We start from the raw sequence: 16,265 nt of genomic DNA, 5'->3' as shown, positions 1-16,265 counted from the left end.
TTTTTCCTTTAATTTTTATATAGGTGCTTTTAAATGTTCTTTCATTTCTTCCATTAAATTAAGCATTTTTTCAATATCTTTGTAAATAGGCCTATCATTTTCTAACTTTGGAATGGACTTCCTTATTATGTTGTAAATTCTGTATGTTTCCTCAGAATGCTTTTTTCCTGAGAGATCAACAGCTTGAGATGCCATTAAGAATTCAGTGGCTATTATTGTTCTTAAATTTTTGTTGATCTCCTCAAGTTTTATTGCAGAATTTGCCCCCATACTTACATGATCTTCCTGATTTGCACATGTTGGAATAGAATCGGCAGAATTTGGCCAACTGAGCATTTTATTTCTGTTGCAAAGTGCAGCAGCATTGTACTGAGCAATCATAAATCCCGAGTTTATTCCACTGTTATTAACAAGAAATGGAGGAAGTCCACTAAGATTATTATCTGAGATTCTTGCAATCCTTCTCTCAATCATATTTCCCAGATCAGTTAAGGCAATTGCCAAAAAATCGCACACAAGGGCTACAGGTTCACCGTGAAAATTTCCGCAGGAAATATATTCTTCATCCTTTATTAGTGGGTTGTCTGTTGTTGAATTCATTTCGTTTTCAAGGACCGATTTAACATATTGAATAGTATCGAAAACTGCTCCATAAACCTGAGGTGTACATCTGATAGTATATGCATCCTGAATCTTTAACCTGTCAGCTTCATCCGTTGACTTGCTCGTAGATAGTTTATCAAAAAGAAATGAAGCTATCTTGCTCTGACCCTCCTGTTTTCTTGATTTGACGGCCCAATCTGTAAATGCTTTCTTTGTGGCTGAGAGTGTGTCCATTGACATTAGGGCTGATGATGTGGCTAAATCCAAATTTTCTTTGGCATTTATGAGTTCTACCATACCCACGCCTGTGATGTATGATGTTCCGTTTATGAATGAAATTGCTTCTTTTTCTTTTAATTTGTAGGGTTCCATTCCATTTTGATTAAACCATTCCGATGATTTTACTCTCTTACCATCATCTATTATCTCTCCTTCCCCTATTATGGCCAGACATGCATGTGAAAGTGGAGCTAGGTCTCCGCTTGCCCCCACAGAACCATATCTTGGAATGAATATGTGAACTCTTTTGTTTATAATGTCTAATATTTTATTAATTAAATCCATAGAAACACCAGAATAACCTCTTGAAAGGCTGTTTGCCCTAACTAAAAGGATTCCCATTACATGCTCAAGGCTTAGAGGTTCACCAGAACCTGCCGAATGGCTTCTGATTAAGTTAAGTTGTAAGGATATGGCATCTTTAGAATCAACATTTGTTGTTAAGAGACTACCAAAACCAGTGTTTACTCCGTATATTTTTTTCCCTGAATTTAAAAGACTCTCAAGACTTTTTCTTGATTTTAATATATTTTCTTTAGCGTTATCAGAAAGAGTTACTTTGAAACCTTTAAAAACAACATTGTAAAAATCCATAAATTTCAAATTTTCTCCATCAATTTTTACCTCATTTTCCATATTTTTTAAATTGAGTTAAGGTAATTAAATTTGTTTTTTTTAGATTAATTTTCCACTCATGTGTAAAAAAATATTTTTTATATAAATTAAATGTTCATTTACTTAACGTTTAATTATATTAATTTGTTTAACCAATATGGATGAATTTAAAGCTAGAGAACCATTTGGATACTACTCAAAAATGAGGAAAGAAAATCCTGTTTTTAGGGACAAAGAATACGGATTGTGGAACGTTTTCAAATATGATGATGTAAGAACGGTACTGGGAAATTTTAACCTTTTCTCCTCACAATTTGGAAAGGCTTTTAACCCCGCAGGCGGTCCAATTTCTGAAAGCATTATAAACCTTGACCCGCCTAGGCATACAAAACTGAGAAATATTGTTTCAAAAGCATTTACTCCAAGATCTATTGAAAAAATGGCACCATTAATAGACCGTATCACAAATGAACTTATTGAAAAAATGAAGAACAAGAAGGAATTCGATGTTGTATCAGATTTCACCTCACCTCTACCAGTCATTGTAATTGCCAGGATTATGGGAATACCTGAAAAAGATATGGTTAAATTCAAGGAGTGGTCGGATGTAATAGTTGGTGGAGATGAGGAACAGTATAAAGAATTTCCAATAAAAATGCGTGAAATGATACAGTATTTTCAGGATATGGTTAAGATTAAAGAGAAAGACCCTCAGGATGATCTTATAACTGCAATCATCAACGCCGAGGTGGATGGGGAGAAACTGACAACACTTGAAATGATGGGTTTCTTTATACTTCTACTTGTGGCAGGTAATGAAACAACAACAAATCTTATCTCGAACACTTTTTATACATTAAATGAGAATAAAAATGCAAGGGAAGAGCTATTAGGAGATGAAAAACTAATACCTCAGGCAATAGAGGAAGTTCTTAGGTACAGAAGCCCTGTTCAATCAATTTACAGGGTTGCTAAAAAAGATGTTGAAATTTCTGGGGTTAAAATACCTGCAGGTTCCATAGTGGTACCTTGGATTGGTTCTGCCAACAGGGATGAAACTGTATTTGAAAAGCCAGATGCCTTTGATATACACAGAGATACAAAAAAACATATTGCGTTTGGAGAGGGTATACATTACTGTCTTGGAGCTCCCTTGGCAAGACTTGAAAGCAGAATAGCAATTACAAGGTTTCTTGAAAACTTCAAAGAATACAGTATAGATTTCAAAAAGCCAATTGTACCTCAAAGCAGTCAGATAGTTTATGGATTTAAGGAACTTCATATAATTCAATAATTTTTAGGAAAAAGTTAAATAAAGTTTTACCATTTTATTTTATGGCATCAATCTATGGTCCTATAAAATATTTTTCTGATGAACTGATGAAAACAATAAATGAAAAATCAAAGGAAATACTGTCATTTCTATATCCTCCTGCAACAGTGTATGAAGAAAATGGAGAACTTGTTGTGAAGCTGGATATGCCAGGGTTCAAAAAGGAAGACATTTCAGTAAAGGTTAGTAAGAATTCATTAGAGATAAGTGCTGAAAGAGAACCTTTGAAAAACAAAAATATAATATTAAATCAGAGACCGGAAAAAATATGGAAAACAATCTCTCTGCCCCTTGAAATATCAGAGGAAGAGGACATTGTAGCAAAATATGAGGCAGGCGTTTTACACTTGCGCATGAAAATTAAGGGCTTGCGTACTTTAAAAATAGAATGAACATTTTCTTTTTGTTTATAATTAGTTAAATTTAATAATAGATAATTTATGTTATTTTATGGATATGGCTTCATTACTATCGAACCCATTATTTGAGCTGTTACTAATTTTTGTTGATGGATTGCTATTTGGTCTGGCATTCAAAAAAGGGCTCACATCTGTTATTCTTATTATAGTGGCTGTTTTACTTGCAGAATATATTAATTTTTCAGTGATTCCGGCATCAACATTAAGTACATTTGAAACGGATATCAAAAATCATATAATTTACCTGATTAATAATATAAATACAATTATACCTTTTCATACGGCTGGTGCAATAACAGTTTCTGTTATTGTATTCGTCATTGGACTTGTGATAGGATATTTGAAGGGTTAATATTTACATTTTAATTTATTTTGCATCAATAAAAGTTTAAATATTTTGTTAGGTTAAATAATTGATAAAATGTTTGGAAGAAATAAGAAAAATAAGGATCCACTTGAAGAAAAAAAGGAAAAACTTAAAGATGATCTAGAAAAACAGAAATTACTTTTGCAGGAAAAACGTGCAGAATATGAATCCTTGAAAAAAGATTATGATGAAAAGTTTGAAAAATTTGACAAGGCTTCAGATATTGAGGCAGAAATTCTGGCACCAGAACTTGACATGCTTGATGAGGATATTCAAACTGTCATAAGTGATATATCAGAGATTGGAACCAATATAAGAAATTTGAGAAAACTCCTGGGAAGCATACCGGAGGCTGATATAGGTATAACCTCAGTAACTGAAAACGAGATAGATGATATAATGAGACAGGGAACCCTGATAAGGAAGAAGAACAAGGAGAAACAAAAGAGAATAAATGAGAAAATGAATCTGTATGGAAAAATAAGCTCCAGTTATGGTGGAGCAGAACAGGTTGAAAGTAAACATATGAAGATGAGAGAAAGAATGAAAAAGGAGAGAGAGGATTTTTCTCCTGAAACCCAAAAACAGGAAGATGAAAAAAAAAGAGAGAATAATCAGTGATAATTATGGCTTCAAGTGAAAACCGCCTGCAAATAGACAATCTTAAGATTGTGTTAAGAAAAAGGATAGAGGAATATTACAGTATAAAGGATAGGGACGAAATAAAAGCTCAGGAAATCTGTTATGAGATCATATCAAAATTAAAGGTTCTCTCGGCAATGGACGTAGAGAATAAAAGCAAATATGTGAAAGCAATTAATGATTGGACTGAAATAGTAGGCGGCAATTCAACAAGGAATGGAAGGGCTGAGGCCAATTACGAATATAAAAGAAAAAATGGCACAGACGGACAAAAAAACAATAAAAATCAAGATGATCTGATTGATAAAATGGATCAAAGCTTCAGACAAAGGGTTCTCTCCATGATCACGAGGTCTAATATTAAAACATCGGACATTGGTGGAATGGAAAAAGAAAAAAAGGAGCTTGCAGAGACCATATTTTTTGCAGTGTCCGAGCCTGAAAAAAATGTCCAAAAAACATTCATCAGAAATATATTGCTATATGGGCCCCCAGGATGTGGTAAAACTACCCTTGCCAGAGCAGTAAGCAACTCAATGAATGTCACTTTCTTTTATGCTGATATTTCAGGACTTGTCTCCCGTTACGTGGGTGATTCAGAAAGAATAATCCATACCCTATATGAAGTTGCAAAGGAGATGAGCCCTTCAATCATTTTTATGGATGAAATTGAGTCTCTAATGAAAAATAGGGAGAAAAACGATTCAAATGTTACTTCAATAATCCAGGTATTTCTTGCAGAACTGGATGGATTTTCAAAAGATAACCGTTTTGTGCTTACCATTGGTGCGACAAACCTGCCTTGGGAACTTGACAATGCAATACTTTCAAGATTTCAGAAAAGAATGTATATAGGACTGCCAGATGATCTAACAAGAAAGCAGGTTATCTTAAATCTTATAGAGGGAAAGGGTTATAGACTTGAAACTAAAATAGATGAACTTTTATCCAGGACACAAGGATTCAGCAATCGTGACCTTGAATATCTCTGCACAGAAGCAATTAATTCAATGTACAGGAGGTACAATGAAGATAGCCTTGAGCAATTCCTCAGTGGAAACAAAACAAATAAAAAATTGAAGGTTGGTCCCATTACAATGGAGGATTTTGAGAAAGGTTTCAAGGCAGTGAATATCATTCCTGGAATGTATGATGAAACAAAATACCTGGAATGGAATAGAAGTTCAAACTGAGATGATAATATGGAAAATGAAAATTTTTCAGGTTTTTATGATCTTTGGAAAAACTACGGCGATAAAAATCTGCTTAAAAAAAAGAATTTAAAGGCAGTTAGCAGACAATGTCAGAACACTTACCTTGATCTCAAAAAAATTCAGGATGACTTGAAGAGATTGAATGAAATCCTTGCCGGTATTAATAGTGATGATCCAATGGGAAAACTGGACTCAGAAAATGTAAAAAACAAGATCAAATTAAAAAAAGAGGAATTTGAATCAGAGATAAGGAAATACAGGGTTCTCTTTTTCATGAACGAGGTGAGCCATAAGGCTTATATTGAAAAGGATAGGGATTTTAAAAAAATTAAGAAATTACTAACGATGAAAAACCAGAAAAAATTCAAAGAATCAGTTGAAAGGGTAAATGAAGTAATAAGAAAAACAATTTATAGAGCAGATATAAATATTGATGAACTAAAGAGATCCGTTGACGTGACAAATGCATTTGCAAACCCGGAAAATTTCAGAAATGATATAAGTAGTACCACTAAAAAACAAATTTATGATGTTGAAAAAAAAGAAAATGAAAGCAAAGATGAGAATGAGGGGGTACTTACTTGACCGGTTTCCTAAAAAGATATTCAGAAAATAAGGAATATGAACAGAAAATGAAGGTTGAAAGTGTAAGAATAAAGGCGGAAAATCTTGCAAATCATTGTGATATTCTTTCAAAAAAATACAATGAAATGGGAAATAATGCAGATGCAATTGGGAATCAGACATTGGCAAAAACGTTCAGAGAAAAAGAGGATTTTATGAAAAAACAGAGTGCAAGAATTAGATCATTTATTCTTTTGATGGACGATGTTTCTATGATGAAAGGGCAGTTTGAGATACTCAGTGGTTTTTCATCTGTGATCAGAGATTTTATAGGAACCCTTTCAAGGAAAAACAAGAGTGCTTGGATATCTCAAATGGAAAAAAACTTTGAGATGGCAATGATTCAAAGTGATAAAATCACTGCTGCTTTTAAGGATCTTTTGGATGTTTCTGAGAACAGTGATCTTGCAACAACCCTAAGTGAAATGCAGAAAGAAATAGATAATGTAAATAAAGAGAAGGTGTAGAAAATGGGTAGATTAATAAAAAGTAATGAAGAAAAATGGTTTGAAACCAAGTCGATGATAAGGCAAAGCTATAATACAATAGACAAGTTGATTAGAAATGAACAAAATCTTCTTAAAAGATCTATTGAAACACTAAAGGCTTCAGCAAAACAGAAAAACAAACAGCAGTTGATGAATTCTGTTGGACAGATAAGGAGGATAACTGCTGTGATCCAGTATCTTAAATCTTTTCAGATCTATCTAACGAATTCCGAGATTACATTTGAACAGATAAGATCAGAAGTTGAAATGCACAATATGATGAAAAAAATTAACGAAGATATGGGAAAGGTCATGCTGACTCCTCAACAGGCAAACATGATAGAATCAAATATAGAAAAAATAGCCAGTAACACAGAGAATCTGGAAAGAAGAATGCAAGAGCAGTACACTATGCTTCAGGGAGCCCTCAATAAATATGGAGAGTCTGACGGGACAGCAGAGAAAATAATTGAAGACATAACAGGTAAAAAGATTTCAGAGATAATGGGAGAGAGTTCTTCATCTGAAGACAGTGAAATTGATGCGTTACTGAAAAAACTGGTCGGAGACTCTATTGATGATCAAAAGATTAGTTGATGAAAAGATTTCCAAAAACCCATCTCCAGAATAATTCAGATCCATAATTAATCTCAGGATTGTACTCAATATCTAAAATTCCTTCTTTTTGTGAGACTTTGAGCTTTCTACCTCCAACATCTTCATAATAATCAAAATCGAAGAACGATATGGAGTATGAGGAATATTTTGAGGATATTACCCTCATTGTCTTCTTAAGCCTTGACATAAAAAATTCCACTGTATAAAATGAATTTTCTTTCCAAGGCCTATCGACCAGAAATATGAATATGGATGGCTTTGGAATCTCTTCATCCCTATTTTGAAGGACGGATGAGAGTAATTTTGAAGTGGCATTGTCAAATGAGATGGAAGTGTTCTCATCTATAAGATATTTGCACTCGATTGTGAAGGCATACATCAGAGAATTACTGTATTCATTTAAATCAGATGTTTTACCAACTGTGTTCAATAAACCTATTTTGAATTTTCCATCATCCCTGCTCAAATAATATACAAGGTTCTCCCGATATTCCTGTAGTTCGGCAAAGTTTCCATTTTTTATTACATTTTCTAACAAGTTCGCATTTTGGGGATTTGACTCTATACGGAATTTTTCATAACTTCTTTCAGATAATGAATTAAAGAATTTCATTTGCAAAAGAAAGAGTAGTGTCCTTTTTGAATTCTTGAATACAAGGTTTCTCATTGAAAAATTCTTTTTTGAATTATTTTCATTTTTAGTCATTTCACTATCATATCCAAAAAATATTACACGATAATACTGGGAGGGGTTCACTTTTATTATATCACCCCTGAGATCAAAACCCTTTTGAATCAAAAGATTGTATAGCTTTTTATGTGATATGTCACCCTTATTCCTTCCTGATTTCAAAAGGTACCTACATTCTAACTGTGATATTTTTCCATTAATCAATACCAATATCAATAATAAAAATATGGATAAAGTATCTATTCCATTAAAGAAATAATTCAGAAAATTATAATTTTCAGACAAGTACAAAATTACAAAAGGAATAAATGAATATTTAGGGAATGAAGTATATCTAAAAGGTAAGGAAAGTAGGATCGAATATACGACACCAAACAATATTAATGGTATTATTGATTTTATGAATTCCGAAATATAGAAAATGTTAAGATGCATATTTCCTGGAATATTATTTACAAATGATTCAAACAAGAGAAAATAAAGAAATCCATTTGTGATGGTATTAATTAAAAGAAATAGTAGTGTTGTTCCGATGAAATAGGCAATAAATAAATTTCTCTGACTCCTTATATTTTCGAGAAATATGTTTGAGGCAATGGATGTGAATGTTAAACCCACTAAGGAAAGGAAAATGGTTGTTGAGATTATAAATGAGTAAAGAGATGGTGATAAGGCAATCAATAAAAATGAGAAAAAAATTATTAAAATTACCAGCACAATGAAAGATTTTTGAAATTTTCCCTTAGTGTTTGAAAAGAGAAAATGTGGACCCTCATACCTATAAAGAAAATAGCTAATTGAAATGGGAAATGATGCTATAATTAGAATTAAAAATGAAATTACAAATATTGGAACTGATGTTGAGTTGAAAAAATTGTACAATGTGATCACTGGTAAAACCATAGATATAAGAATTGGGGGTGAAATTGCCAGATAGGTCCCGCTTACTATATACTTTCTTTCCCTGTTTTTGCAATATGGATAGAGGGCCCTTCCTATTATAAAGTGAATTAAAATGGAAATAATGATTAGTAAAAAAGTGGAAAGAATCAATCCAAATTTTCCAATAAAATACTGGTAAAAAATAAGAATTACAAAATTGACTGTGAAAAGTGAAAGAATTCCATTAAACCTTAAAATTACTCTTGTATAAACAGTCTCAAATATAAATTTCAATGCCCTATATAAAAATTGAAAAACTGAAATTAGAATAGCTGCAATATAAATCAGTGTTTCCCATTGCTGCCTGTATATTTCAGGATATGCTAAGTTCATTAATACAAGAACAGTTGTATAAACACCATATAAATAAAAGATAAAAAATTGCTTTCCCAACGTATTAATGTGATTAGTTTTTATTTTGGAACTTAGTACGGCTGAAATTGAATATAAAAAGATACTTTCAATAATTATCATCTTCAACCCAAGGTCTGGATAAGCTAGGGGTCCAAGTAAAATTAAAATTAATTCAGGAAACTGTGATGTGAAGTTTTGTTGAATGATTATAATTAATGAAATTAAGAATAATAAAATGTATAATTTTCTAAACCTGGAAACATAAGCACCATCTTTCCTTAGGATGCTCCCCATTTCCATTTTTCATCATTTCCTCATCTTTGCCTTTAATTCTTCCAGTTCTTCCAAGAGTGGATTTATCTGGGAATCTGTGAGATTATCAGATTGCGTCATGAATTCAATAATGAATGAATTGGCCTTAATTCTGGAGTTCAGATCTTTATCAAGTAGGAGTGAGATTGTTTCCATTTCCTTTGTTGCTGCTATAACTTTCTTTTTATCTTTTGATTCTAACATTGACTTGAGCCTCACATACCTTTCCTCTGAAGGTGAAACATTTTCCCCCTTCTTTGTCTCAATATCACTTGTTTCCGTATTTTCAGTTTTTTTACTTGATTTTGAAACTTTACTTGCTTTCATAACTGTCAGATTTAGTCCGTGTTTGTATGTCCAATAAGGTTTGGATGAAAATATTAATTCAGTATCCATCTCCCCTGAGACTATGGGTGTTACCCCTACACTAATAGTGTAAGTGTTACCTCCTTTCAAAACATTATCCAGACTGGGGATGTTTTCTTCAAGCCTAAAATAGTTTTTAAAGTTTGAAAAATTTATTTCCAAATCATAGATTGGGACCACGGGAACAATTTTAATATCAAGCCTGTTTATTTCACCGTTTATTAGTGTGATGTTCCTGAAAGAAACATCCACCGATTCCCTCAGATAAATTGCTGGATCATTAAATGAATCAAGAACCTTAAAACAGGTATCCCTGAAAATTTCGTTAATTTGTGCAAAATTGTTTTCGTGCCTAAAGCTTATTGAGTATTTTCTCAGTTCAAGCAAATCTATGTTAATAACATCATGATTATTATACAAGTAACCTAGTTCTTTCAAAATTTTCACATCTTTTATGACCTGCATGAGTATGAGGTATCTTGCTATTGAGACAGGTTTGGCATTAACCTTGATGTTATAAACTAGGCTTTTTTTTATCTCCTCACTTACTGAGTCCTTCAGATTAAAAAAAACATATTTTAGGAAATTGTAAGCGTTTCTGCTTGTGTTTTCATAGTCTGAATTAATCAAAGTAATCATTCTGTCAACAGCCCTTTGATACCCTGCGTGGTAAAATTCCTTGATGCTTGTTAAGAGCTGCCCTGTGAGATCGTCCAGTATTCTCTCGTCTTCGGGAGCATTGATAAATTTAGATATTAAATCGTTGATTTCATTAGCCTTTGTTCTGTTTTCCCTAACATCTATTATCTGTTCCTTAAGGTCCAACAAAGAATCAAAAATTTTCTCATTTTTCATCAAATCTGTGAGAAAAGAACTTTGTTGAATTGACGATATCACTGAAAGATACTGATTCATTTTATATTTTGGATCTACCATAGATATGCCTGAATTTATCATATTCTGAATGTATCCATAATTTATACCGTGTTGTATAATTTTTTTCTTATTTTTTTCCAAGCTTTTTTCCATTGCCTGAAGTAAGGTATCTATTTTTTTCATAAAATTTTCATATGAACTTTCGTCCAGCACTTTATTCACCAACCCTTTTTAGGTAGTATTGTATAACTTTCTCGATCTCCCCATCCGGATCCTTTTTCCTAATTATTTTTCTTATTCTCTCCATATCCTGTGATTCTATTGAACTGTAATATTTTGCAAGAATTTCCCCAACCTCCTTTTTTCTTAATTCATCTTCTTTTCTCATATCTTTTAAAATTTTTTCCATGAATAGAATAGCATCACCATAATGCTCTTTCATATTGAATAGCACATCAAATATAAATGGATATTTTATTGGTGTGTCCACATACTCATCCATATTTTTGTACCAGGTATAGTACACTTCCCTGTTTGATTTGAGTATGTCCAGTATCTTTTCTATTTCAATATCCAGAAAAGATAATCTTTCCCCCATTATCTGATCTACCAGCTTTGAACCCTTGGAATAATTTGGATTCATGTTCTTTTTAACCAGTGAAAATGCTTCTGAACTTTTTTCGCATTGTAGAATTTTATCTATAACCTCCTTTAATTTTTCAATAAAGTCCTCTTCATCATTCACTGTGTTGATTTCATCAGTGTCAATTAAAAGTATATACTTGTAGATATCCAATGAGTAATTGCTCATTATAGCAGTTTTTTTCATCTCTTCAATTATCTCAGATTTCTGCTCAATATAGTTCGATTTAATCAGGTTGTATCCAAGTTGCATTCGTTCTATACCGGAATAATTGCCCATCATTTGCCTACCCACGTCACTTATCAGTTTTCTTATTGAATACCTTTCAGTCCTCTTTTCCAATGGTACTGGCAATCCAAAATCTATGATATTATCCCCAACACTTTCTGATATCTGGTCTATGAGCGGATCTTTGTTTTTAATCTGCAATAATTTATGTTCATAATCCATTACAGCTGAGTTTTCATTTTCGGTTTGGTCCTTTGCTCCTGGCATTACCTGAAATAATGAAGAATAATTGGTTTCTATTGCCGTTGAAAACATTATTATATTATTAAAATTTATTAAAGATATATAATTTAATATAAGATTTAAAGGGGACAGGTTTTCATAATTTTTGATTAATACATTCTTTACGTTTCCAAGCATTAAATATATTAGAGATTTTACTGCAACTTTTGTTAGATCGTTATGGTTTAGGAATATATTTTTGAATCTGTCCTCTTCATCTTTGTTCTTAATGTACTCAATCCTTAACACCGGAAGAACATGAAAACTTTTTTCAGACTCTCTCAATTTTTCAAAATCATTGACTGAGGTTATTCCTGCCATAAAATAATTTATGAAAGAATAAATGTCCCTGTTAATTTTTTCAAAGTCAGTTGCTTTGATAATAAGGCAATGGTTCATCATTGCACCATCTCTTCCGTAAATGTCTTTACCAATGTCCTTTATATAACAGAATGCATATGAACCTGAGGGCAATAGTAAAAATCTGTATGCCTCTCTGGCATTTCCAGCAAAAGTACCCGGGGTTTTAATCCTATCTAGATAAGAAAGATCAATTGGGTTAATACTTTCACTCTTAGAAATGAGTTGATACCCCTCTTGATTCTTTTTTGATACCCAGCCGTACAATACCTGCTCACACTCTATTATGTTTATCATTCAAACATCACCTCCTGTAGCCAGTATCCAAATTTATTAAAATCACTGTTAATTTCTGGATCAAATGAAATATCATAAAAACCGTTTCTAAACTCTCTTCTGGGAACTATCTGCCCATACTCATTTCTTTCTGTATTAATCACAGGTTTTATTCCAATCTCTTTATTTGTTTTACTCTTAAGATATTTGGAAGTGGTTGACATAATCTTTAGCAATTCATCTCCGTTCTTTTCCTGAATTATGTAAGGAAGAGTATCACTCATTGTGAACATAATACAGACAGATGGTTTAATGTTTGAAATCCTTGATTCAAGAATTTTTCTTATTTCAGACTCCATTCTTGAATCCCTGGAAACTATATATGAATAATCCTTTAGCGGAAAGAAAAAAACATATGCCCTCGAATAGAGTATGTATTCAAAGTCTGATCCAATCAACTTTGATCGTATTTCCTCCCTTGAATTTGACTGTATAATTGAATTGAAATTCTCTCCCGCGATGTCATTTATTCTAAGATGAAATGAATGTGAACTGAATCTTGCCTTTTTGGTGAACATAAAATCCACAACCTTTGGCTTATCGGATGCTGTAAGATTTGGAAATTGGCCTTTCTGTATAAGTGATTCCATGTAAAGTTTCAGAATGTCTGTCCCCTCCAGAACTGCTCCTTCCATACCATTTGCCGTACATATCTCATTCAAAAATTTATACAGAAAAGCTAAAAATGTTGTCTTTCCGGAACTTGGAGGTCCTAACAATGCCACAGTATTTTCCATTTCTTTTCTATCCATTTTCTTTCTCCTCCTTAAAACTTCAGAATTATTTGGAAACTCAGTGATAACATCTTTATTCGATCTATTTGAAAAACCTGAAGATGTACTGGATCTATTATTATTTGTATCTGCAACCCCACCACCTACTGAACCACCTTTGTTTACAGGTTGCGCTTTGTTTTTAACCGTATAATATTCATCCACTGTATTTGGAATCTTATTAGATGTAACTGCCTGCGAACCCTGATTACCATAATTGGAGTAATAATGATCCACTGTTTTTGGTATATCAGAGGAAACGCTACCTTCTGGAAGATTATTATCGAAATTATCTGACTTTACACTTTTGTTGACCTGGGAAATACTGGCAAAAACAAAATCCATATTATTCTGGTTCATTGATAAAATAAATATTCCTGCTGTAATAGGCCAGACATATCCAAAATATATTACTGATGATTGACCATACAAGGAAATAAGCAAGAGAAAAATAAAAAGATTAAGGAATACAAGTAAAACTGTACCCTCTTTAAATTTTGGAGAATAAGAATAAAGAAAGATAAAATTTATAACAAGATAAAATACAATAATGTCCCACACAAACTGAAAAAATAGATAAGTTTCCCCAATTGAGAGAATCCCAAGCCTGACACCAGGTATTAAACTTATAAGCAGTCCTATTCCCGTAAGTAGTGAGAAGATGGCCAACCTGTCTTCAGCATCATAAAATTCTAATGAATTTTCTTTGGAATAAATTGTTAAAAGAGATGCCTTTCTTACTCCATAGTAAATTAAAAAATAAAAAATAAAGTTGATAAATGGAATAAAGGAAAGAATGAGGCCGGTGCCTATAATTTTAAATCCCTGCTCATAAGATTTCAAGGTGTAATTATCTTCAGAAAGATTTATAATGCTGGCAGGGTATAAATTTTCCTTAATTTTACTGTAGATGCTTATGCCAAAAACCACATCAAAAATTATAAAAACAAATGTTATAAAATTAAGGAAAAAACCCATACCATCACTGACCTGAAAGCCTGAATATCAATTCTCCGTTATAGAATTCCAGTGAACCTTTCCTTGCTTTTTCCATCTTCTTCCAGGTCTCCAGAATCTCCTGCTCTGAATAGTTCATTTCAGAGATAATATCCTTAAGCCTCACCACACCCGATATTGTTCCTTTCTCAACTGTTTTATTCTCAATGGAGGAATACCGACTCTCAATCAAACCGCTTTCAAATATCTCCAAAAACTTTCTGCTTATTTCGTCCTTCTCTCTGAAATATACGGAACCATCAGATGTGTCCTTCAGTATTATGGAAATCTTAAGACTGTTAAAGCCTTTTCCATCCCTATCTGTAACATATTCAATAACCCTAGCTGAAAAACCATTTGGTGAACCAATCATTGCTATTACGTATCCATTAAAATCATCGGATAATTGCATCGCTTTCCCTATGATTTTTTGGATTTGAGACATGTCACATTTTTCGAGGAAATATTTTCCAGTTTTCTGATCTATTTTAACCACAAAAAATGCTGCAAGTATAATTCTGGATATTGTTGATCCAAAAAATTTCTTCTTGCCGAAGTTTGTGTAAAGGACAAAAATATTTGTACCATTTCCAGCGTCATATGCCATTTCTGTGAGATCTGCGATTCTTCCATTAATTACAATATTTGATTGCATGTTAACAGTTTCATTAGTCCAGGGATGTATTATTTTTAGTTTGTCCATAAAAGCTAAATTCTTTTTGAAGCTTTCAAAAAATGCATTTTTTCTTGCCACCATTTCAGAATGGGACAAAGATATCCTGTTTTCAGGAAGTTTAATTTCTCCGAAATCAGCTGAATTCATTAGAGTGTCCTGAATTGATGACAGAAATTCATAATTAGCCATTATGTCCCTTATCTTTATCTCATTCAATCTTTCCATCATATTCCTTGTGTTTTTTACATATACATCCCTGAGCTTAGGATTTTTGCTGAATGTTGATTCTCCTTCTAGCTCAGCAATTATTGTTTCACCTTCTCTAATCATTTCATCGCATTTTCTTCCCGATTCCATTAAGTCTCTTTTCAACTTTTCAAGATCCATGGACTTCAATGCTTCATAATTTCCTACTTCAAGGGAATTTTTCACCACATTCATTTTCATTGAAATTTCCATCAGAAGATCAGAGGATGTAAATAACTCAGATTCATTTATCACCTTAGTGTATCTATCGACAGTTTTTTCCATTTCCCTCAATGCACTTTCATAATTTTTAATGAACTGGCCAAATGCCCCTGGATCAGTATCTATGTAAGCTTTAAGTGCTTCTATGATAACATTATATCTCCTCTTGTAAATTTCGGTGAAAGATTCCTTTAGTTCGATCCTAACGTCATCCTTTAGTGGATTTAAAAGATCGATAAAATTTTCCATATTTTCTCCGTACCACTGAGTTATAAAATTTATAATTTCCTTTGGGCGATTTGAAAGAAATATCTTAATATCATTTTTGTTTACATTATCAAGCATACTGAATTTTTCTATTTTCTCCAGTGCGTTATATTCCTCCTGCTTGAAACTGTTAACAATTCGCTCTGAGTCCCTATCTTTTTCCCCCTTCAGTGATTGTGCAATTTTAATCTGTATATATTTTAGATTACCCTTTCCAATCTTAATTAATTCCTTATCCCTCAGTGATGAGCATACTACTGAAATTGCAGCAAGATCTGCTTCAAGTTCGTTAAATAGTCTTTTTCTGACTAATATGTCCATGGATTGAAAATCGTGAACTGATTTTGAGGCTAAATTTTCTGCCTTGCTCAATATGGCGAGACAGGGATTCTGGTCTTCCATAATCTTAAGATATGTGTAAGCGTATTTAATTTTTTCATAACGGGAAATATAAGAAAAAAGAAATCAAACAATTTTACCTTGACATAATTAA

General features: G+C 32.5%; 14 protein-coding genes. 8 read left to right on the top strand and 6 right to left on the bottom strand.

The window, feature by feature from the left end; translation table 11 throughout:
• Positions 1-15 precede the first annotated feature (15 nt).
• Positions 16-1,518, bottom strand: coding sequence for a histidine ammonia-lyase (gene hutH, locus ACNF4Z_RS00690; RefSeq protein ID WP_458327316.1), 1,503 nt, complete (start codon positions 1,516-1,518; stop codon positions 16-18).
• Positions 1,519-1,654: 136 nt separating this feature from the next.
• On the opposite strand from hutH, the gene ACNF4Z_RS00685 reads away from it, so the two are divergent.
• The 8 genes from ACNF4Z_RS00685 (at position 1,655) to ACNF4Z_RS00650 (ending at position 7,181) form a co-directional block, all read left to right on the top strand.
• Positions 1,655-2,791 (top strand): cytochrome P450, encoded by a 1,137-nt coding sequence (locus ACNF4Z_RS00685; RefSeq protein WP_458327315.1) that lies wholly within the window; start codon positions 1,655-1,657, stop codon positions 2,789-2,791.
• A 41-nt stretch (positions 2,792-2,832) separates the two neighbouring features.
• Entirely contained in the window at positions 2,833-3,222 is a 390-nt protein-coding gene (gene hsp14 / locus ACNF4Z_RS00680) for an archaeal heat shock protein Hsp14 (RefSeq protein ID WP_458327314.1), read from the top strand.
• 64 nt (positions 3,223-3,286) lie between these two features.
• On the top strand, positions 3,287-3,601 hold the full coding sequence (locus tag ACNF4Z_RS00675; protein WP_458327313.1) for a hypothetical protein: 315 nt from the start codon (positions 3,287-3,289) through the stop codon (positions 3,599-3,601).
• Positions 3,602-3,670: 69 nt separating this feature from the next.
• The gene (locus ACNF4Z_RS00670; RefSeq protein WP_458327312.1) at positions 3,671-4,237 is read left to right on the top strand and encodes a hypothetical protein; all 567 of its coding nucleotides are present in this window, start codon (positions 3,671-3,673) and stop codon (positions 4,235-4,237) included.
• 5 nt (positions 4,238-4,242) lie between these two features.
• The gene (locus ACNF4Z_RS00665; RefSeq protein ID WP_458327311.1) at positions 4,243-5,451 is read left to right on the top strand and encodes an AAA family ATPase; all 1,209 of its coding nucleotides are present in this window, start codon (positions 4,243-4,245) and stop codon (positions 5,449-5,451) included.
• Positions 5,452-5,460: 9 nt separating this feature from the next.
• Positions 5,461-6,057 (top strand): hypothetical protein, encoded by a 597-nt coding sequence (locus ACNF4Z_RS00660; protein WP_458327310.1) that lies wholly within the window; start codon positions 5,461-5,463, stop codon positions 6,055-6,057.
• The gene (locus ACNF4Z_RS00655; protein WP_458327309.1) at positions 6,054-6,563 is read left to right on the top strand and encodes a hypothetical protein; all 510 of its coding nucleotides are present in this window, start codon (positions 6,054-6,056) and stop codon (positions 6,561-6,563) included. Before ACNF4Z_RS00660 ends, ACNF4Z_RS00655 begins: the two co-directional genes overlap by 4 nt.
• Positions 6,564-6,566: 3 nt before the next feature.
• Positions 6,567-7,181, top strand: a complete 615-nt coding sequence (locus tag ACNF4Z_RS00650) for a hypothetical protein (RefSeq protein WP_458327308.1) — start codon at positions 6,567-6,569, stop codon at positions 7,179-7,181.
• Here the strand turns inward: ACNF4Z_RS00650 and ACNF4Z_RS00645 are convergent.
• The 5 genes from ACNF4Z_RS00645 to ACNF4Z_RS00625 form a co-directional block, all read right to left on the bottom strand.
• Positions 7,174-9,168, bottom strand: a complete 1,995-nt coding sequence (locus ACNF4Z_RS00645) for a hypothetical protein (RefSeq protein WP_458327307.1) — start codon at positions 9,166-9,168, stop codon at positions 7,174-7,176. The two genes, ACNF4Z_RS00650 and ACNF4Z_RS00645, sit on opposite strands and share 8 nt — an antisense overlap.
• A gap of 327 nt (positions 9,169-9,495) precedes the next feature.
• A complete protein-coding gene (locus ACNF4Z_RS00640) occupies positions 9,496-10,965 on the bottom strand; it encodes a hypothetical protein (RefSeq protein ID WP_458327306.1) in 1,470 nt (489 codons plus the stop codon).
• Complete coding sequence (locus ACNF4Z_RS00635; protein WP_458327305.1) at positions 10,958-12,553, bottom strand: hypothetical protein; 1,596 nt, start codon at positions 12,551-12,553, stop codon at positions 10,958-10,960. The genes ACNF4Z_RS00640 and ACNF4Z_RS00635 overlap by 8 nt, the downstream gene beginning before the upstream one ends.
• Entirely contained in the window at positions 12,550-14,343 is a 1,794-nt protein-coding gene (locus tag ACNF4Z_RS00630) for a TRAFAC clade GTPase domain-containing protein (RefSeq protein WP_458327304.1), read from the bottom strand. The genes ACNF4Z_RS00635 and ACNF4Z_RS00630 overlap by 4 nt, the downstream gene beginning before the upstream one ends.
• 4 nt (positions 14,344-14,347) lie before the next feature.
• Complete coding sequence (locus tag ACNF4Z_RS00625) at positions 14,348-16,174, bottom strand: hypothetical protein (RefSeq protein WP_458327303.1); 1,827 nt, start codon at positions 16,172-16,174, stop codon at positions 14,348-14,350.
• Positions 16,175-16,265 lie beyond the last annotated feature (91 nt).

This window comes from Caldiplasma sukawensis, assembly GCF_052315375.1.
Taxonomy (GTDB): domain Archaea; phylum Thermoplasmatota; class Thermoplasmata; order Thermoplasmatales; family Thermoplasmataceae; genus Cuniculiplasma.
Note: the sequence above shows the minus strand (reverse complement) of the source record. Positions and strands in the feature narration are given on the sequence as shown.

What these genes read in the sequence shown, in the direction of transcription:
- ACNF4Z_RS00670 (WP_458327312.1), top strand. Translation starts at nt 3,671, where the DNA reads ATGTTTGGAAGAAATAAGAAAAATAAGGATCCACTTGAAGAAAAAAAG.
- ACNF4Z_RS00660 (WP_458327310.1), top strand. Translation starts at nt 5,461, where the DNA reads ATGGAAAATGAAAATTTTTCAGGTTTTTATGATCTTTGGAAAAACTAC.
- ACNF4Z_RS00685 (WP_458327315.1), top strand. Translation starts at nt 1,655, where the DNA reads ATGGATGAATTTAAAGCTAGAGAACCATTTGGATACTACTCAAAAATG.
- hutH (WP_458327316.1), bottom strand. Translation starts at nt 1,518, where the DNA reads ATGGAAAATGAGGTAAAAATTGATGGAGAAAATTTGAAATTTATGGAT.
- ACNF4Z_RS00650 (WP_458327308.1), top strand. Translation starts at nt 6,567, where the DNA reads ATGGGTAGATTAATAAAAAGTAATGAAGAAAAATGGTTTGAAACCAAG.
- ACNF4Z_RS00665 (WP_458327311.1), top strand. Translation starts at nt 4,243, where the DNA reads ATGGCTTCAAGTGAAAACCGCCTGCAAATAGACAATCTTAAGATTGTG.
- hsp14 (WP_458327314.1), top strand. Translation starts at nt 2,833, where the DNA reads ATGGCATCAATCTATGGTCCTATAAAATATTTTTCTGATGAACTGATG.
- ACNF4Z_RS00635 (WP_458327305.1), bottom strand. Translation starts at nt 12,553, where the DNA reads ATGATAAACATAATAGAGTGTGAGCAGGTATTGTACGGCTGGGTATCA.
- ACNF4Z_RS00645 (WP_458327307.1), bottom strand. Translation starts at nt 9,168, where the DNA reads ATGAACTTAGCATATCCTGAAATATACAGGCAGCAATGGGAAACACTG.
- ACNF4Z_RS00625 (WP_458327303.1), bottom strand. Translation starts at nt 16,174, where the DNA reads ATGGAAGACCAGAATCCCTGTCTCGCCATATTGAGCAAGGCAGAAAAT.
- ACNF4Z_RS00630 (WP_458327304.1), bottom strand. Translation starts at nt 14,343, where the DNA reads ATGGGTTTTTTCCTTAATTTTATAACATTTGTTTTTATAATTTTTGAT.
- ACNF4Z_RS00675 (WP_458327313.1), top strand. Translation starts at nt 3,287, where the DNA reads ATGGCTTCATTACTATCGAACCCATTATTTGAGCTGTTACTAATTTTT.